Origin of the sequence: Niveispirillum sp. KHB5.9, assembly GCF_048066115.1 — a bacterium.
Taxonomy (GTDB): Bacteria; Pseudomonadota; Alphaproteobacteria; order Azospirillales; family Azospirillaceae; genus Niveispirillum.
Window position 1 is genome coordinate 145,997 of record NZ_JBLTYX010000011.1, and the last position, 18,073, is coordinate 164,069.

The window sequence follows — 18,073 nt, forward strand, 5'->3', positions numbered from 1 at the left end:
GCTTCCCCCCTTCCTCGTCATCCCGGCGAAAGCCGGGACCCAGGGGCCACAGGAACGATCCTCGACGCTGCGTCGATCAAAGCTGCCGGTAGGTCGGGCGCGCCGCCCCTGGGTCCCGGCTTTCGCCGGGATGACGGGAGAAGAAAGATTGGGGATTTGCTGCACGACACCCGCACGCGCCAGATCGCGTTGCAGGCGCTGCTGCTGGCCGGATTGGTCGGGGGTGTGGCCTGGCTGGTCCATAACACCATGGCCAACCTGGAGGAACGCGGCATTGCCGGTGGCTTCGGGTTCCTGGACCGGGCGGCGCGGTTTCCCATTGCCGAGAGCATTCTCAGCTATCGGCCCACGGACAGTTTCGGTTGGGCTTTTCTGGTCGGGCTGGGCAATACGCTGTTTCTGGCGGTGACGGTGGCTTTTGCGGCCACGCTGCTGGGGCTGGGTGTGGCGCTGGCGCGGCGGTCGTCGCATCCGCTGACGTCGGGGGCGGCCACGGTCTATGTCGAGGCGATGCGCAATACGCCGCTCGTCGTGCAATTGCTGTTCTGGTACGCGCTGGTGACGCTGGGCCTGCCCAATATCCATGCGGCGTTCACGCCGGTGGATGGGGTGATCCTGGCCGACCGGGGGCTGTATTTGCCGCGTCCATTGGTGCTGGGCGACAAGGGGCCGTTGCTGCTGGCCCTGCTGATCGGGCTGGGCGGGACGGTGGCGGCCTGGCGGTTTGGCAAGCGGCTGCGGCTGCGGACGGGTGTGTCGAACCGGTATGGGATGATCGGGGCAGTGTCGGCGCTGCTGCTGATGGGGGTGGTGTGGGCGGCGTCCGGATTGTCGCTGGCGCTGGACAAGCCGGTGATGGGCAAGTTCAACGCCACGGGCGGCATGGGCCTGTCGCCGGAATTCACCGCCGTGTTCGCCGGATTGCTGCTCTATTCCGCCGCGTTCATCGGCGAGATCATCCGGGGCGGTATCGATGCCGTGGATCGCGGGCAGTGGGAAGCGGGACGGGCGCTGGGCCTGGATGAGCGCCGCCTGTTGCGCCTGATCATCATCCCGCAGGCGCTGCGCGTGATCATCCCGCCGATGACCAGCCAGTATATCAACATCACCAAGAACACGACTTTGGCGCTGGCCGTGGGATATCCCGACATCGCCCTGGTCGCGGCCACCACCATCAACCAGACCGGCCAGGCGGTGGAAGGCATCCTGATCCTGATGCTGGTGTTCCTGACCCTGTCGGTCACCGCGTCTGTGTTCATGAACTGGTACAACCGGCGGATCGCCCTGGTGACGCGATGACGGACATGACCCAACCCACGCCCGTCTTCGTCCGCCAGGGAGCCACGGCACCGCGCCCGGCACCGGTGGCCCTGTCGCGGCCGCTGTGGCTGCTGCTGTTCGGGGACATGGCCAGTGCGGCGATGACCCTGGCCGGATTGCTGGCGCTGGTCTGGATGCTGCCGCATCTGCTGTCCTGGGCGGTGGTCAATGGCGTGTGGAGCGGCGGGGGCGATGAATGCCGGCAGGCCGGGGCCTGCTGGGCGTTCCTGGCGCAGAAATATCCCCAGATCCTGTTCGGCATCTATCCGCCGGCCGAACAATGGCGGCCGGTTGCGGTCTGTGTGCTGATCCTGGGGCTGGGGCTATGGAGCTTGGCCCCGCGCAACTGGACCAGGATGACCATCGGGTTGTGGGTGGGCGGCATGCTGGCCAGTCTGGTGCTGATGGGCGGGGGTGTGCTGGGGCTGAAGCCCGTGCCCACGTCCGCCTGGGGCGGGCTGCCCATCACCCTGTTGCTGACCGTCTGGTCGCTGGGGCTGGGCTTTCCGCTGGCGGTGCTGCTGGCGCTGGGGCGGCGGGCCGGTTTGCCGGTGCCGCGGTATCTGTCGATCGGGATCATCGAGCTGATCCGTGGGCTGCCGCTGCTGTCGCTGCTGTTCATCGCGTCGATCCTGCTGCCGATCATGCTGCCGGAGGGGGTGAGCATCGACAAGCTGGTGCGCGCCCTGGCCGCCATGACGCTGGTGTCGGCGGCGTACATTGCCGAGGTGCTGCGCGGCGGGTTGCAGGCCATCCCCAGGGGGCAGAACGAGGCGGCACAGGCGCTGGGCCTGAACTGGTGGCAGACCACGCGGCTGATCGTGCTGCCGCAGGCCATCGCCAAAGTCATTCCGCCGCTGACCAGCACCATCATCGTCATGGTCAAGAATACCAGCCTGGTCCTGGTGGTCGGCCTGTTCGACCTGCTGAGTGCCGGACGCGCCGCCCTGGCCGATCCCGACTGGCCGGCGCCGTTCGCAGAGACCTATCTGCTGATCGCGCTGATCTATTTCATCCTCTGCTTTTCCATCTCCCGCTATGCGCGCTGGCTGGAATTGCGGATGTCACGGGGAGCCGCACGATGAACACCCAGCCTGGGAACAAACAACCCGCCGTCGAAATGGCCCGCGTCAATAAATGGTACGGGGATTTCCATGTCCTGCGCGATGTGGACCTGAGCGTCGCCAAGGGGGAGCGGATCGTCATCTGCGGTCCGTCCGGGTCGGGCAAATCCACCCTGATCCGCTGCGTCAACCGGCTGGAGGAACATCAGGCCGGGCGCATCGCGGTGGAGGGGACGGAGCTGACCGGCGATGCGCGGTCGGTGGAGGCGGTGCGCCGGCGGGTGGGCATGGTGTTCCAGGGCTTCAACCTGTTCCCGCATTTGACCATCCTGGAGAATTGCACCCTGGCTCTGACCCAGGTGAAGCGCATGCCGAGGGCGGAGGCGGAAGAGATCGCCATGGCCTATCTGGCCCGCGTGCGCATCCCCGATCAGGCGCGCAAATTCCCCGGCCAATTGTCGGGCGGGCAGCAGCAGCGGGTGGCCATCGCGCGGGCCCTGTCGCTGTCGCCGGAGATCATGCTGTTCGACGAGCCGACCAGTGCGCTTGACCTGGAAATGGTCAAGGAGGTGCTGGACATCATGGTCGAACTGGCCGGTGAGGGCATGACCATGCTGTGCGTCACGCACGAGATGGGCTTCGCCCGGCAGGTGGCCGACCGCGTCATCTTCATGGATGCCGGCCAGATCGTGGAAGCGGCCCCGCCGGCCGAATTCTTCACCAATCCGCAGCATGAAAGGACCCGGACGTTCCTGGGCCAGGTGCTGCATTGACGGGGGGTATTCCCGCCTTCCCCGCGGCGGTTTGGGCCGCTGGGGTAACAGCAATCTCTACCGTCACCCCGGCGAAAGCCGGGGCCCATGTCGTAGAGCGAAGTGCTTGTCACTTGGGCCCCGGCTTTCGCCGGGGTGACGGTGGGGGAGGCGGGAATGAAGGTGCCCACGGACTTAGGGATGGAGATGTCACCGCAAACCCGCATGGAGCGTCCATGAGATAAACCGCCCCATCCCCCGACATCACCGGACCATTTCCCCACGGGAGGCATCGCCATCCGTGAACGGGCGATCCATGCCCGAAAGCACCAGGCGCGCACCAAAGGCACCCGGCAGAGGTGCCCCCAAGCCACCAAACCAACAGACGAGAACAGGGAACCATCATCATGGGTAAGGGACTGAAGCAACTCACCAAAGCCTGCCTTTCCACCACGGCCCTGCTGCTGGTGGCGGCCCCCGTCCTGGCGCAGCCGGCGGAGCTGGAGGAGATCATCGTCATCGGCTCGCGGTTCGAGCCGCGCGTCGTCACCGAAAGCGCCACGCCGATCGACAGCATTTCGGCGGAAGAACTGACGCGCGGCGGTGCCACCGACCTGCAGAGCATGCTGAAGGTGGTCGTGCCCAGCTTCAGCACGCCGCGCCCCACGGCGGCCGGTGCCCTGGACTTCCTGACGCCGCCGACCATGCGCGGCCTGTCGACCGGTCAGCTGCTGGTGCTGGTCAATGGCAAGCGTCGCCACACCGCCCCCGGCGTGAATGCCGGCAACCAGATCGGGCGCGGCGACGTGGCCTATGATTTCAACGCCATCCCGTCGGCCGCCGTGACGCGGGTGGAGGTGCTGCGCGACGGTGCCGCCGCCCAGTACGGGTCGGACGCCATCGCCGGCGTGATGAATGTGCAGCTGGCCAAGGGCACGGATGGCACCGCATCGGCCATGTATGGCATCACCGAGGAAGGTGACGGCCAGCATGTGGAAGTGTCGGTGGCCAAGGGCATCGAGCTGGGCGATGACGGTTTTGCCCGCCTGACGGTGCAGTACAAGGACCATGAGGAGACCAACCGCGCCGCGCCCGACACCCGCCAGCAATATTTCGGCCGCAACGCCGCCGGCGCCTTGGTCATGCCATCGGCCAATTATGGTTCCGGCATCGGCCTGACGCCATCCAACGGCACGCTGGACCCGCGCGAGGCGACCATCGACCGCAACATGTGGCAGTTCGGTGAGCCGAAATACGAGCAGCTTGCCCTGTTCCTGAATGCCGAGAAGCCGCTGTCGGACGATGTGACGGCCTATGGTTTCGGCGGGTACAGCCGGGTGAAGGGCAACAGCTTCAACTTCTACCGCCGTGCCGGCCAGGACGAGACGCTGCGTGCCTTCTATCCCGACGGGTTCATGCCCATCCAGGAGATCGAGATCATCAACGGTTCCGGTGCGTTCGGCGTGCGCGGGGATGATCTGGCCGGGTTCGGCTGGGACCTGTCGACGCTGTATGGCGGGTCGCGGATCAATACCGGCTATTCCAACACCGCCAACGTTTCCCAGGGCACGGCCAGCAAGACCAGCTTCGACCGTGGCTTCAACGATTTCCGGCAATGGACGACCAACCTGGATGTCACCCGACAAATCCCGCTGGGCGACAGCGAGCCGCTGAAGGTCGCGTTCGGCCTGGAATATCGCAAGGAATTCTATGAGCTGGGCGTGGGTGAGCCCGACAGCTATGCCAATGGCGGCGTGCCCATCCTGGACGGCCCCAATGCCGGCCGCCCGGCGCCGGTGGGGGCCCAGCCCGGCGGCGGCAACACGCCGGAGGACGCCACCGACCAGAGCCGCAACAGCAAGGCCGCCTATCTGGAGCTGGAGCGCGATTTCTTCGATGAGCGCCTGACCCTGTCCGGTGCCTTGCGCTACGAGGATTTCTCCGATTTCGGCGACACGACCAATTACAAGCTGGCGGGGCGGTTCGAGATCACCGACGAACTGGCGGTGCGCGGGTCGTTCGGCAGCGGTTTCCGCGCCCCGGCTTTGGCCCAGTCCTATTTCAGTTCGACCAATGTCAGCTTCGTCAACGGCCAGCCGCTGCGCATCCGTAACATCTCCGTCTATCATCCGACGGCAGCATTGGTCGGTGCCGGGCCGCTGAAGCCGGAGAAGTCGGACAATATCTCCACGGGCGTGGTGTTCAGCAGCGGCGATTTCGATGCCACGGTGGATTATTACCGGATCGAGATCACCGACCGTATCGCCATGTCGTCGAACTTCCAGTCGACGGCGCTGACCAACATGCTGGCGGCACAGGGCTATCCGGGGCTGGGTGCCATCTCCTACCTGACCAATGCCGTGGATACGACGACCAAGGGCCTGGACGTCACCCTGCGGTACAAGCATGACCTGGACGACCTGGGTGTGCTGACCGGCACGCTGGCCGCCAACTTCAACGACACCAAGTTCGACCGCATCGCCGGTACGCCGGCCGCCCTGTCCGCCATCGGCATCACCACCGTGCTGTTCGACCTGACCCAGCAGGTGCGCTTCACCGACAGCATGCCCAAGGACAAGATCACCGCCAACCTGAACTGGCAGAAGGACGCGATGCGCCTGAGCCTGACCGGCACGCGCTATGGCGAGGTGGCGCAGGTGGCGCTGACCAACCGCACGCCGGCCCAGGTGGCGGCGCTGACGCCGGGTTACAAGGTGAAGCTGGTGCCGGCGGCCCCCGGTTCGGCCAATTCCGACATCATCCAGTATTACCGCGCCGACATCGTGGTGGATGTCGAGGCGGGGTACGACCTGACCGAGGATTTCACCCTGTCGGCCGGCGTGTCGAACCTGTTCGACAAGTATCCGGAAAAGCAGATCGCCTCGACCGCCGCATCGGTGGCCACCGGGACCAATGGTGCGGACAATAACGGCACCTTCCCCTACGCCTATATCGCGCCGTACGGGGTGAATGGCAGGGCCTTCCATGTGAAGGCGACGTATCGGTTTTAACGCTTCTCTCTCGCTCCCTCCCCCCAACCAGAAGGACCATTCCCATGCGCATCCATCGCCTTTTCACCGCCGCCGCCCTGTCGCTGCTGCTGACCGCCCCGGCTTTGGCCCATCCCAAGCTGAAGGCGGCTGATCCGGCGGTGGACAGCACCGGGCCGGCGCCCGCCACCCTGTCGCTGTCCTTTTCGGAGAAGCTGACGCCGGGCAAGGCCAGCGTCACCCTGTCGCCGGCACCGGCTGGTGGGGTCACCGTCACGGACGGTGCTGATGAGCAGTCGCTGACCGTGACGCCGAAGGCCAAGCTGGCGCCCGGTTCCTATAAGGTGGATTGGGCTGTGATCGCGGCCAACGGGCATGAATCCGCCGGTTCCTATCAGATCACCGTGAAGTAACGGAGTATCCGACGATGAGGCATCCCCTTCGCAATCTGCTGGTTCCGGCCCTGCTGCTGGCCCTGTCGGCACCCGCAGCCCAGGCCGCATCGAAGAATGCGGAGGGCGATGCCGCTGTCGCCCTGTTGCAGGAGCTGATCCGCTTCGACACGGTGAACGCGCCCGGCGACACCACGAAACTGGCGGCCCATCTGGAAAGCCTGTTCAAGCCGCTGGGGGTGGAGACGGAGATCATCCTGTCGCCCAATGGCAAGGCGGCTCATTTCATCGCCCGGCTGAAGGGGGATGGCAGCATGGCGCCGGTGCTGCTGGCCGCGCACACGGATGTGGTGCCGGTGGAGCGGGAATTCTGGACCGTCGATCCGTTCGCCGCGACCATCCAGGACGGGTTCGTCTATGGCCGCGGTGCGCTGGACAATAAGAGTGCGGTGGCGGTGTTCGCCCGTGCGGTCATGCGGCTTGCCAAGGAGAAGGTGCGGCTGAAGCGCGACATCATTTTCCTGGCCGAGGCGGACGAGGAGCAGGGGCGGTTCAATACCGGCTGGCTGGCCCAGAACCATTGGGCCAAGATCGATGCCGCCGTGGCCCTGAACGAGGGCGGGAATACCATGCTGGACCCTGACGGCAAGGTCCGGCAGATCAATATCTCCGTCGCCGACAAGCAGACCCTCAATCTGAAGCTGACCGCGCGGGGCAAGGCGGCGCATTCGTCGCTGGCCGTGCCGCCGATGGAGACGGCCAATGGCCAGCTGATCGCGGCCCTGGGCAAGATCGCGTTTGCGGAGACACCGATCAAGCTGACCCCGCCGGCGGTGGCCTATTTCAAGGGCTTGGCGAAGCTTTATCCCGGGCCGCTGTCGGGGGCGGTGGATCGGCTGCTGGCGGCGGGTGACGATGCCGCACGGCTGGTGGCGGCGAAGGAATTGCTGGCCGCGCATCCGAAGGAGGCGCCGACCCTGTCGGCCCTGATGCGCGACACGATGGTCGTCACCATGATCAATGCCGGGGTGAAGCCCAACATCATTCCGGGCGAGGCCGAGGCGATCATGAATGCCCGCCTGATGCCCGGTGTCGATGTCTACCAGTTCGTGGAACAGGTGAAGGCCCTGATCGGCAATCAAGGTATCGAGGTGGAGATCGTCAATTCCAGGCCCAAGGAGGAACAGGAAGCGTTCTTCCGCGAGCGCAGCAAAATCCAGCCCTCCAGCACCGAAACCGACCTGTTCGCCGCATTGGAGAAACAGGCCAAGCGGGTCTGGCCGCAGGCCCAGGTGCTGCCGGTGATGCTGCAGGCGTCCACCGATGCCGGGCCGTGGCGGGCGCGCGGCGTGCCCGTCTATGGCATCCGGCCGTTTCCCACCGATCCGGACACCGGCTCCCGTGTTCACGGCCATGATGAGCGGGTGGCGGTGAAGTCGGTGCATGAGGGCGTGGATTATGTGTACGGGGTGCTGAAGCAGGTGGCGGGGAAGTAGGGATCACTTGTCCCGGGGTTCGGGAATTTCCGTCAAGGCCCGCTGGGTGTAATAGTAACGCTGATCGGGCGAGCGGACCTGGGGGATCAGCGTCACCAGCCGGTTGATCGCGTCCTGACGGTCTTTGCCCTTGGCCCATCCCAGGCGCAAAATCTCGGCACGCACGAACGCCTCCGGCTCGTTGATGCCCTGGGCCAGCTGCAGGTAGCGCGGATAATCCCCGGGCCGGCTCAGGTACTGAAGCAGGTCGAGGTCGGTCAAGGTCCCCTCGTTGCCCTTCAGCAGCCGTTCACCCAGTTCCCCGCGCCCCGTCTGTATCAGGGCCAGACCCAGCTGTGCCCGGCGGCGACCGTCCCGGTCGCGTTCCAAAAGTTCCACCAGACGGGCGAGATGGGCGTCGGTCAATGAGAGGCAGACATCTTCGCATTTCTCGACCAGCTGGCTGACGCCCTTGTCCGGCGCCTTGAGTGCGGTTTCCAGCACCGTGGCGCTGACGGCGTTGCGGCGGTCCACCAGCCCCAGATCATTGTAAAGTCTGGCGAACAGGCGCCCGTCCGTCAGGAGGTCGTTCAGCGGGCCCTGGGAGGCCAGGCGCCGCCGCCAGCTTTCCTCCAGCTTTTCCACCAATGTCCTGGCCGTGTCACGGGCGCCGAGCTTGTCCATGGCCTTGACGAAATGTGACGCCTTGTAAGGGGCCAGGATGGTGTCGCCATACTCGGGAGGGGACAGCGTGCGGCAGGTCTCGTCGATCAGCTGCTGGCGTGCCGCCGCGTCAATCTGCACGCCGTCCAGGTCCAGCGCGGAGATGTGGTAAATGTTGAGATGGGGGATGATGGCCGGGTCCGACAGCAATGCCGTCAGGGCGGCCTTGTCGCCGGCCTTGGCGGCATCATCGACAATGGTGATCGGATTGCCGCCCGACCGCAGCAACTCCGCCGCGGCCTCCACGAACGAGCGTCCTTCGAGTGCATGGGCGAAGAGCGCGGCATCGGCGCGCGACAGATCCTTGGCCGCCGCCCTGGCCTCTTCCAGCCGGTCCGACCGGATCAGATATTCTACCCAGATGATCCGCCAGTAGTCGCGGTCACTATCCTTCTTAAGGGTGTCGAACGCCGCCACATAGAGGTCGACAAGACATTGTTCGGACGGTTCGGTCTGGCACTTCTCCTGTGCCGCCAGCCGGCGCGCCACGACCAACGTCACCCTGATATCCGCCAGCCGGTGGCCGCCCACGGGCTTTCCCGCCACGATATCGACGGCGACGCTGGTTTCCGCCAGCTCCGCCGGGATGCTGGCCAGCAGCTTTTCCGCCTTCTCCAGCGCGGCCACGCGTTCCGCCGCCGATGTCTTTTCCGTCAGCGTCGACAGGGTCTGCGCCGCCTCCACCACCCGCTTGTTGGCCTCCGCCTGCGGGTCGCCGCAGCCTGACACCAGCAGCAGGGCGGACAGGGATGCCGCCAGCAGCAATGCCTTGCGGCCTGGAAAACCCGACACCTGCATCCATCTTCTCCGTTCGTTCCGGCGGGCGGAATCTACCATGCCGCGTGCCGGTGCGCAGGGATAATCGCCCAGGCTGCTTCCCGGGCATCGGTTCCAACCGTCGCGGTGCACGGCATATGGGATTGCCGATTCTGTATACGGAGAAGGCCCCGGCGACATTGCCGGTCCCTGGTGCGGGCGCGTGCGCCGCAGCGGCAGCAAACTGCGACCTTCAAGGTACATCATGCCGTAAGCCTTTGGTATGGCTTCGCCATGCCCAAACCTGATTTCCAACGCTCGTTACAAAAAATTTGGTTTGGCGGGTGATTTGTCCTTGCCGTCATGCATACACAAACCGTATAGAATTTATACACAACAAGCGATAGCGTTGGATCGAACAGCGCCTGTGGTGGACCTGGATGGGTTTTCCCATATACGCTGCGATATCGGCGCCGCACAGCAAGGGGGCCGGCCTGAACGGTCCCATGGGGAGGTTCAAGATGTCTAAGCGTGCGGAACTGTCCTGGCGTCCATCCCTGCCGGTCCTGGGCCTGGCGCTGCTGTCGGGTGTGTTGCCGGCGACGGCGCAGGAGAAGAAGACCGATGCAGCCCCGATGCTGGACGAGATCGTCGTGGTCAGCCAGAAGCGGGCGGGTGCGGTGGATGTGCAGGCCGTGTCGGTCGCCATCACCGCCTTCGACGCCAACGCCCTGGAAAAAAGCTTCGCCACCGATCTGGTGGATGTGGGCCGCATGGCGCCCAATATCCAGCTGAACCAGTCGGGCACCTTCGGCGGCTTTTCCAACTTCTTCATCCGCGGCATCGGGTCGTCCAACACGATCCGCACCGTCGATCCGGCGGTCGGCACCTTCGTCGACGGCATCTATATCGGCTTCGGCCCGGCCTCCATGCAGGACACGTTCGACATCGCCTCGGTCGAGGTGCTGCGCGGCCCGCAGGGCACGCTGTTCGGCAAGAACGTGACCGGTGGTGCGGTATCCGTGATGTCCACCCGGCCCGATGGCGAGCTGGGGGCCGATATCAAGATCACCTATGGCAATTACGACCGGCTGGACGTGTCGGCGGCGGTACAGTTCCCCATTATCGAGGGGCAGCTGGCCGGCAAGATCGCCGCCATGTCGAAAAGCCGCGACGGCTATTTCAAGAATCTGATCACGGGGCGGAACAAGCCGGACGTGGATACATCCATCCTGCGCCCGACCTTCCGCTGGACACCCAACGAGGTGCTGACCATCGACCTGATCGGCGAATATTACCGGGACAAGGGCGGCTCGTCTGCTTCCCAGAACCTGGACAGCCGCAATAATCCACGCATGCTGCTGGTCAACGGCCAGCTGGTGGCCTCTCCCGCCACGGTCCAGCGCGTCTTCGGCTACGCGCCGCCAGCCGACAAGTACGACATCAATCATAATGACCAGGGCTATGTCGACACCACGGCCGCCCATGGCATCATCGATGCCAGCCTGGATGTGGGCCATGGCGTGGTATCGCTGGTCACCGGCTATCGCGACGTGAAGTTCAATTCCTCCACCGATTTCGACGGGTCGCCCTATACGGTGTTCGAGTTTCCGGACAACCGCGAAAGCCAGCACCAATATTCGGGCGAGCTGCGCTATGCGTCCAGCTTCTCCGACCGGGTGGAGTTCACCGCCGGCCTCTATTATTTCACCCAGGAAATGTATATCGCCGAGCGGCGTGCCGCATACGCCAGCGGCCCGGCGACCGCCCCCGTCATCTCCCGCACCGTCGGCATCGCCAAGACCGACGACAGTTCCTACGCCGTGTTCGGCCAGGGATCGGTGAAGTTCACCGACCAGCTGTCGCTGATCCTGGGCGGCCGCTATACGGTGGAGAAGAAGGAGATCGAGCTGTGCCCGTTCAACGCCGCACTCTACAACTCGCTGGACTTCAATGCCTGTCCGGTGGCGCGCCTGAGCGGCGATGACAAGTGGAACAGCTTCTCCCCCAAGGTCGGCCTGGACTGGAAGATCGATGAGGATGTGCTGGCCTACGCGTCCTGGACCAAGGGTTTCCGCTCCGGTTCCTTCAATGCCCGTGCCACCAACGCCGCCGTGCTGGGGCCGGTGGACCAGGAGACGGTGTCGTCATACGAGGCGGGTCTCAAAAGCGAGCTGATGGGGCGGCGCCTGCGCTTCAACGCCGCCACCTTCCTGTCGGATTATACCAATATCCAGCGCACCGTATCCGACACGGTGATCGTCAACGGTCTGCCCACCGTGACTCAGGTGCCGCGCAACGCCGCGTCGGCCACGATCTGGGGCGTGGAACTGGAAGGCTCCTATCTGGTCACCGATGCGCTGACCCTGGATGCCTCGCTGGGTTACACCAACGCCTCCTATGACAGCTTTGCCAATATCGACACCAACCGCAACGGCGTGTACGAGCCGGCGATCGATGGTCCCATCGCCAAGGATCTGAAGTTCGAGCGCGTGCCGAAATGGCAGTACGCGGTGGCGGCCAGTTACGAGGTGCCGGTATCGGCGAACAGTTCGCTGCGGTTCCGCACGTCGTACACCTGGGTGGATGACCAGTTCATCGATACGCTGAACAGCCCGTCGCTGGCCCTGGACGCCTATGGGCTGTGGGACGCCTCGGTCAGCTATTCCCTGGATGACAGCTACACGATCTCCGTGTTCGGCCGTAACCTGGGTGATGCCGAATATTATGATTTCGGCTTCGATGGCGGCACGCATCGCGCGGTGTGGGGCGGCGTGCCGCGTACCTACGGCATCGAGCTGTCGGCGAAGTTTTGATGCGTAGATCAGGTCGAGCCGCAGGCGAGCCCTGACAATTTCGGCACCGTCGCTTGTCAGGGCTCGCTGACGCTCGACCTGACCTACGGCCAAGGAGAATACGGCATGTTGACCCTGGAACAGCGCATCGACCGGCTGGAGGCGCGGGCCGCGATCTCCAACCTGATCGGCCGCTATGGATTGACCGTGGATGACCGCGACCTGGAAGGGCTGGGCGATCTGTTCACGCCGGATGGGGCCTTCCGGTCCAAGGATGGCGTGCTGAATGCGCAGGGGCGCGCGGCGGTGATGGAGCAGTATCGCGGCCGGTTCGCGGCATTGGGGCCGTGCAACCATTTCACCCATGATCATGTCATCGATTTCGATGAGGGCGACCCCGACCGGGCGACGGGCATCGTCACCTCCCATGCCGAGGTCTGGCGCAATGGTCAGGCCATGCTGACGGCGCTGCGTTACAATGATCAATACCGGCGCGGGGCCGATGGGAAATGGCGGTTCGCCGACCGGTTGCTGACCTTCTTCTATTATCTGCCGGTGACGGAATATGCCCAGGCGCTGGGCGATCCGCTGCGCCAGCGCGCCTATGGCGACCGCCGCCCGGCCGATTATCCCGAACCACTGCCCAGCTGGCGCCTGTACCACCAGTCGGGGGAGAGTGCCGCCTGATGACCCACAGCCTGATGTCCGGCGTCACCCTTTCCGCGAAGCCTGAGGCCCGCCCGGTGCCGCGTGACGGGCTTTACGCCTGGTATGTCACGGTGCTGCTGACGGTGGCCTATGCCGTGGCCTTCGTGGACCGGCAGATTTTGAACCTGCTGGTGGAGCCCATCAAGGGCCAGTTCCTGCTGACCGACACGCAGATCAGCCTGTTGCAGGGTCTGGCCTTCACGCTGGCCTATGTGCTGATGGGGCCGCTGTTCGGGCGGTGGACCGATATCGGCAACCGCCGCACCATCATCTGGACCGGGGTCACCATCTGGTCGGTCTTCACCATCTTTTGCGGCCTGTCGCAAAGCTATTGGCAGCTGTTCGGCGCCCGGATGGGGGTGGGCGGGGCGGAGGCCTGCCTGATGCCGGCGGCCTGGTCGCTGCTGTCGGATTATTTCAGCAAGGACAAGCTGCCGCGCGCCATGAGCATCTTACTGATGGGACCCTATCTGGGTGGCGGGCTGGCGCTGATCTTCGGCGGGCTGATCATCCAGGAACTGGGCCATGTCGGGCCGGTGAATGCCGGGCCGTTCGGTCTGCTGGACCCCTGGCATCTGGCCTTCATCGTGGTGGGCGTGCCGGGGATGGTGCTGGCGGCACTGATGCTGACGGTGCTGGAACCGGTACGGTCGAAGGGCGGGAAGGGGGAGCAGGAACGGTTCACCCTGGCCCAGATATGGCACTTCCTGCGCGAACGGCGCGGTTTCTATGGGGCGTTCTATGGCGGCATGTCGCTGCATGTCATCGCCCTTTACGCCTTTCCGGCCTGGATACCCTCCTTCCTGATCCGGCATTACGGGGTGTCGATGTCGTCGGTCGGGCTGGAATATGGGGCGTCGGTGCTGATCGCCGGCTCGGTCGGCGTGTGGTGCGGGCCGTATCTGGCGAAGTTCCTGGCCGCTCGTGGTTATGGCGACGCGGCGTTCCGCACGCCGGCATTGGCCACGCTGGGCGTCGTGCCCTTCGCCGTGGCGCTGCCCTTCTGCCCGACCTATGAGCTGGCGCTGAGCATGGCCATCGGGGTGACCTTCTTCTACACGCTGCCCATGGCGATGGCGGCGTCGGCGTTGCAGATGGTGACGCCGAACCGCATGCGCGGCGTCATCTCATCCCTCTATGTCTTCACCGTTTCCATCGTCGGGCTGGGCCTGGCGCCCACCTTCATCGCGCTGATCACCGACCGGCTGTTCGGTGATCCGGGCATGGTGGGCTGGTCGCTGGCTTTGGTCTGTTCAGCCTCCAGCATCGGTGCCTCTGTCCTGATGCTGCGCGGCCTGGGCGCCTTCCGTGCCGCCCAGGCGGAACTGGAGAAAGCGTCGTGAGAATCCTCGTCTTCGGGGCCACGGGCGACCAGGGGGCGGCGCAGCTGCGCCGCCTGATCGCGGCCGGGCATACGCCCGTGGCCGTGGCCCGCGACCCGTCCCGCCTGGGTGTAGCGGGGGTGGACAGCGTGGCGGCCGATTACCGCGATCCCGACAGTCTGGCCCGCGTCCTGGACGGGGTGGATGCGCTGTTCGTCACCATGCCGTCGACATCGTTCCAGGCGGCGGACCCGCTGATCCGGGCGGTGGACGCCATCGGACAGGCGGCGCGGCGCCAAGGGCTGCGCATGGCGGTGTTCAACAGTTCGATGATCGTGAAGGACGAGAAGCGTGGCTTCGCGGCCCATGATGCACGCTGGGAGATGCGGGAGAGGCTGCGCGACAGCGGCGTGCCGACGGTGTCGATCCAGCCGGTGATCTATCTGGACAATCTGTTGCGCGCCTGGGCGCGCCAGCACATCCTGGAAGAGGGCCGCATCCTTTATCCCCATCACCCGGACCTGGATGTCTGCTGGATCTGCCAGGATGATGTGTCCGACCTGATGATCGCCGCCCTGGACCGGCCGGACCTGTCGGGCCGCGCCTATAATGTCGGGGGGCCGGAGGCGATCAGAGGGCCGGACCTGGCGCGACGGCTGGGGGCGGTGCTGGGGCGCCCGCTGCGGTTCGATTTCCGGCCGATCCCGGATTTCTGCGACGCCATGGCGGGTGTGTTCAAGGATGTGACGACCTTGGACCGCGACCGGCTGACGGGGGAGCTGCGCCGCATCTATGAATGGTACAATTACGGGGAGGAGAAGCCCTTCACCGTGGACATGGCGCCGATCCTGGCCGACCTGCCCGTGCGGCTGACCAGTCTGGAGGAATGGGCCGGCCGGCAGGATTGGGGGGCACGCGCAACGTAAAGCATCTGGCATGTGCCCCATCCACCCGTGATAATCTGGATAGCTATGCAGTAGCATTCAGCCGGGGATAAAGTCCCGGAACCGGTGGGGAGGGGCGGTGATGATCCTGATTGTCGAGGATAGCGAGGAACAGCGCATCATCCTGTCGGCCATCATCACCCATTCCAACCTGGGCCCCGCCCAGGCCGTGGCCAGTGCCGAGGATGCGTTGCAACTGCTTGAGATCGACAGGGCGTCCGGCCCCGCATCGGATGTGCGCGCCATCCTGATGGATGTGATGCTGCCGGGGATCGACGGGATCAGTGCGGCAGCGCAAATCCATGCCAATCCGCGTTTGACCAATATTCCGCTGATCGTCATCTCCGCGCTTGAGGAAAGCGAGAGCCTGGCGGCGGCCTTTGCCGCCGGGGCCACCGATTACATCGTGAAGCCGGTCGCACCCGTGGCGCTGGCCGCCCGGCTGCGCACCGCACTGCGCCCGCCGGCCGGGGCGCGGCTGAAAAGTGTCGATTGCCGGCAGGCGCTGGACGGCATCTTCGTGCGCGGCGTGCGGCTGGATGTCAGCCTGCCCGACTGGCCGGAACTGAAGCTGGAGTTGGGCCAGCATGGCGCGGACGAGATCAGGGACAAGCTGATCGAGGTGTTTTCCAGCGTCAATGACCGGGCCGACAAATGGGTCTGCCGCGGGGAGGGGGGCAGATTCTCCCTGTTGGTCGAGGGTGCGGAGAATGGTTCCGGCCTGATGGCGCTGGCGGCGGAGATCGCCGCGGAGATGCCCTGGCCGCACATGGATGTCACCCTGTCGTCGGTGGGTGCGGCATGAGCGGCCCGGACGAGATCGGCAAGACGGTTGCGGCCCTGGTTTCCCGCCTGCCCACGGGGGCGGCGCGCCTGCTCTATGGCGAGCTGGCGGGGGCAGGGGAGACCAATGGCAAGCTGGCCGTGGTGCGCCGCGCCCTGGTGGAGCGGATCAACGCCTCGCGCCAGCAGCATGGGCGCCGACTGTTCACCCAGCTGTTCGAACCGTTCATGACGGCGGATATGGAGATGCTGCGGCCCGGCTTCTCCAGCCTGGGCGTGCTGCACGCCGTGGATATGGGGGCCGTCTGGACCCAGGCGGCGGCGGGGCCGCTGGCCAAGCTGGCGGCGGAGATCGAGGCGAAGATGCCGGCCCTGGTGGCCGAACATCCGCTGGACCTGGTGCTGGCCCTGCCGGAAATCCAGGGATTGCAGGAACAGGCGCGGCGCGGCGCGCTGGAATGGCTGAGCGGCGATGCCGCCCGGCTGCACAAGGTGCTGGCGGCGCTGAACAGCTGGCGGGCGGCGGAGCTGCGCCGGATGGGGGTGGATTTCACGCCCCGGGCGCTGACCACCGAGGATCTGATCACCATCCGCGGCGTGCTGACCCATGGGGCGGCCCTGCGTTCCATCGCCAATTCCGTACTGGCGGGCAGCGGGTCGGCGGGTGTGATGGTGGAGCTGGCGGCGTCCTTCGCCCTGCATCCGCTGCAATCGCTGACCACGCCGGAAGCGCGCATGGCGCTGTTCATGGTGCCCTTGTCGCTGATGCATCGCCGCCGCGCCTATCGCGCCGTGGTGCCCTTCCTGCTGGATGGTTCACCCACTGTGCAGGCCCGCATCCTGGAGGCGCTGGACAGCCATTTCGGCCGCACCTGTGCCCGCATCGGGCAGGAGGGGGGCGCGCTGGCCGGGGCCGGCCACCCCATCAAGGGACCGCTTGCCGCCACCACGCTGCGCCGGCTGACGCTGGGCGAGGAACTGGGGCATCTGGATGCCATCCTGGGCATCTATGAGGAGTTCGAGATCCTGGACGATCCGCGCCTGGGTGCCCAGGCGCGCGATTACATGGACCTGATGGTCAAGGCGGTGGAGCGTAATCTGTATCCAGCATTGGTCGATCGCTGCATCGCCGCCGGCCGCACTATCGAACGCGCGCTGCCGGACCAGGACGCGCTGGAATGGGCGCTGGGCCTGTGCGTGCGCTGGCGCGCGGTCATCGGCCGGGTCATGCATTGGGGCTCCGGCCACACCAATTTCAAGGAACAGGTGCTGGAGCATGCCAAGGCGTCGTTCCAGCAGGCCCTGTCCGATCCGCGTGCCGTATCGCCGTCCGACCGGCTGGCCCAGGCGGTGCGCATGCTGCAAATCTCCAAGCCGCTGGGCGGCGGGGCGGAAAGCTGGATCACCCTGCTGGACAAGGGGCTGGTGCGCACCGTCACCGACCGGCTGCGCCAGGAGGACCCCTTGCGCGACGGGGAACGCGATCTGGCGGCGGCGCTGATGGTGCTGGTCCGCGACGAGTTGCGCCGCACCCGCCATTGGAAGGATACGGGCCTGGTGGCGCTGGACGAGCTGGCGGTCGCGGCGGGGTTGTGAGCGGGTCTGTCGGATTTGTAGAGAACCGTTCCTGGAGCAGCCTTTTTACCTCCCCCGCGAAACTCTTGGGCCGTAAGGGTTCCAGCAATATCCACCGTCACCCCGGCGAAGACCGGGGCCCAGATGACAAGCACCTTGCTCTACGACCTGGGCCCCGGCCTTCGCCGGGGTGACGGTAAAGAGGGTGGCAACGGTGGTGACCGTGCGTTTCGGGGGCGCAGCGGGATTTTGGCCCCCGCCCATCGGGTGTGGGGCATAGGCCGTTCGGCGGGGGATTCCCCCTTTTGGAAGGGTTGCCGGCCTGCCGTATTCTTCAATCATTGCGGCTGCGATCCTTAACCTATTCTTCAGGATACGCACCCGCGTGTGGCCCGTCCGGGCTTGATCCACTAGACATGTCGAAGAGAGAAGAGTCCCCGTTCTCCCTTCCTATTCAAAAGGTTAGCGCCTATT

Annotated in this window: 13 protein-coding genes; 12 read left to right on the top strand and 1 reads right to left on the bottom strand. The window is 65.4% G+C overall.

The annotated features are described in order from the left end of the window. Nucleotides 1-156 precede the first annotated feature (156 nt). The 6 genes from ACM9HJ_RS18480 (at nt 157) to ACM9HJ_RS18505 (ending at nt 8,014) form a co-directional block, all read left to right on the top strand. Complete coding sequence (locus tag ACM9HJ_RS18480) at nt 157-1,299, top strand: amino acid ABC transporter permease (RefSeq protein WP_416573234.1); 1,143 nt, start codon at nt 157-159, stop codon at nt 1,297-1,299. Nucleotides 1,300-1,304: 5 nt separating this feature from the next. Then, nucleotides 1,305-2,405, top strand: a complete 1,101-nt coding sequence (locus ACM9HJ_RS18485; RefSeq protein ID WP_416573235.1) for an amino acid ABC transporter permease — start codon at nt 1,305-1,307, stop codon at nt 2,403-2,405. Next, nucleotides 2,402-3,157 (top strand): amino acid ABC transporter ATP-binding protein, encoded by a 756-nt coding sequence (locus ACM9HJ_RS18490; RefSeq protein WP_416573236.1) that lies wholly within the window; start codon nt 2,402-2,404, stop codon nt 3,155-3,157. The genes ACM9HJ_RS18485 and ACM9HJ_RS18490 overlap by 4 nt, the downstream gene beginning before the upstream one ends. Before the next feature lie 386 nt (nt 3,158-3,543). Continuing rightward, a complete protein-coding gene (locus tag ACM9HJ_RS18495; protein ID WP_416573237.1) occupies nt 3,544-6,147 on the top strand; it encodes a TonB-dependent receptor plug domain-containing protein in 2,604 nt (867 codons plus the stop codon). A gap of 44 nt (nt 6,148-6,191) precedes the next feature. Next, a complete protein-coding gene (locus tag ACM9HJ_RS18500; protein ID WP_416573238.1) occupies nt 6,192-6,539 on the top strand; it encodes a copper resistance protein CopC in 348 nt (115 codons plus the stop codon). Between the two features lie 14 nt (nt 6,540-6,553). Then, nucleotides 6,554-8,014 (top strand): M20/M25/M40 family metallo-hydrolase, encoded by a 1,461-nt coding sequence (locus tag ACM9HJ_RS18505; protein ID WP_416573239.1) that lies wholly within the window; start codon nt 6,554-6,556, stop codon nt 8,012-8,014. A gap of 3 nt (nt 8,015-8,017) precedes the next feature. On the opposite strand, the gene ACM9HJ_RS18510 is transcribed toward ACM9HJ_RS18505, so the two are convergent. Next, nucleotides 8,018-9,514, bottom strand: a complete 1,497-nt coding sequence (locus ACM9HJ_RS18510) for a hypothetical protein (RefSeq protein ID WP_416573240.1) — start codon at nt 9,512-9,514, stop codon at nt 8,018-8,020. Nucleotides 9,515-9,993: 479 nt separating this feature from the next. Between ACM9HJ_RS18510 and ACM9HJ_RS18515 the strand changes: the two genes are divergently transcribed. From ACM9HJ_RS18515 to ACM9HJ_RS18540, 6 genes are all read left to right on the top strand, one after another. Beyond that, a complete protein-coding gene (locus ACM9HJ_RS18515) occupies nt 9,994-12,288 on the top strand; it encodes a TonB-dependent receptor (RefSeq protein ID WP_416573241.1) in 2,295 nt (764 codons plus the stop codon). Nucleotides 12,289-12,393: 105 nt separating this feature from the next. Then, a complete protein-coding gene (locus tag ACM9HJ_RS18520; protein WP_416573242.1) occupies nt 12,394-12,954 on the top strand; it encodes a nuclear transport factor 2 family protein in 561 nt (186 codons plus the stop codon). Then, nucleotides 12,954-14,318, top strand: a complete 1,365-nt coding sequence (locus tag ACM9HJ_RS18525) for a spinster family MFS transporter (RefSeq protein ID WP_416573243.1) — start codon at nt 12,954-12,956, stop codon at nt 14,316-14,318. Before ACM9HJ_RS18520 ends, ACM9HJ_RS18525 begins: the two co-directional genes overlap by 1 nt. Continuing rightward, nucleotides 14,315-15,223 (top strand): SDR family oxidoreductase, encoded by a 909-nt coding sequence (locus tag ACM9HJ_RS18530; RefSeq protein WP_416573244.1) that lies wholly within the window; start codon nt 14,315-14,317, stop codon nt 15,221-15,223. Before ACM9HJ_RS18525 ends, ACM9HJ_RS18530 begins: the two co-directional genes overlap by 4 nt. A 100-nt stretch (nt 15,224-15,323) precedes the next feature. Then, nucleotides 15,324-16,046 carry a response regulator gene (locus ACM9HJ_RS18535; protein WP_416573245.1) on the top strand — a complete coding sequence of 241 codons (723 nt, stop codon included), beginning with the start codon at nt 15,324-15,326 and terminating at the stop codon, nt 16,044-16,046. After that, nucleotides 16,043-17,620 (top strand): hypothetical protein, encoded by a 1,578-nt coding sequence (locus ACM9HJ_RS18540; RefSeq protein ID WP_416573246.1) that lies wholly within the window; start codon nt 16,043-16,045, stop codon nt 17,618-17,620. The genes ACM9HJ_RS18535 and ACM9HJ_RS18540 overlap by 4 nt, the downstream gene beginning before the upstream one ends. The last annotated feature ends 453 nt before the right edge of the window (nt 17,621-18,073 follow it).

What these genes read in the sequence shown, in the direction of transcription:
- ACM9HJ_RS18485 (WP_416573235.1), top strand. Translation starts at nt 1,305, where the DNA reads ATGACCCAACCCACGCCCGTCTTCGTCCGCCAGGGAGCCACGGCACCG.
- ACM9HJ_RS18490 (WP_416573236.1), top strand. Translation starts at nt 2,402, where the DNA reads ATGAACACCCAGCCTGGGAACAAACAACCCGCCGTCGAAATGGCCCGC.
- ACM9HJ_RS18495 (WP_416573237.1), top strand. Translation starts at nt 3,544, where the DNA reads ATGGGTAAGGGACTGAAGCAACTCACCAAAGCCTGCCTTTCCACCACG.
- ACM9HJ_RS18500 (WP_416573238.1), top strand. Translation starts at nt 6,192, where the DNA reads ATGCGCATCCATCGCCTTTTCACCGCCGCCGCCCTGTCGCTGCTGCTG.
- ACM9HJ_RS18505 (WP_416573239.1), top strand. Translation starts at nt 6,554, where the DNA reads ATGAGGCATCCCCTTCGCAATCTGCTGGTTCCGGCCCTGCTGCTGGCC.
- ACM9HJ_RS18510 (WP_416573240.1), bottom strand. Translation starts at nt 9,514, where the DNA reads ATGCAGGTGTCGGGTTTTCCAGGCCGCAAGGCATTGCTGCTGGCGGCA.
- ACM9HJ_RS18515 (WP_416573241.1), top strand. Translation starts at nt 9,994, where the DNA reads ATGTCTAAGCGTGCGGAACTGTCCTGGCGTCCATCCCTGCCGGTCCTG.
- ACM9HJ_RS18520 (WP_416573242.1), top strand. Translation starts at nt 12,394, where the DNA reads ATGTTGACCCTGGAACAGCGCATCGACCGGCTGGAGGCGCGGGCCGCG.
- ACM9HJ_RS18525 (WP_416573243.1), top strand. Translation starts at nt 12,954, where the DNA reads ATGACCCACAGCCTGATGTCCGGCGTCACCCTTTCCGCGAAGCCTGAG.
- ACM9HJ_RS18535 (WP_416573245.1), top strand. Translation starts at nt 15,324, where the DNA reads ATGATCCTGATTGTCGAGGATAGCGAGGAACAGCGCATCATCCTGTCG.
- ACM9HJ_RS18540 (WP_416573246.1), top strand. Translation starts at nt 16,043, where the DNA reads ATGAGCGGCCCGGACGAGATCGGCAAGACGGTTGCGGCCCTGGTTTCC.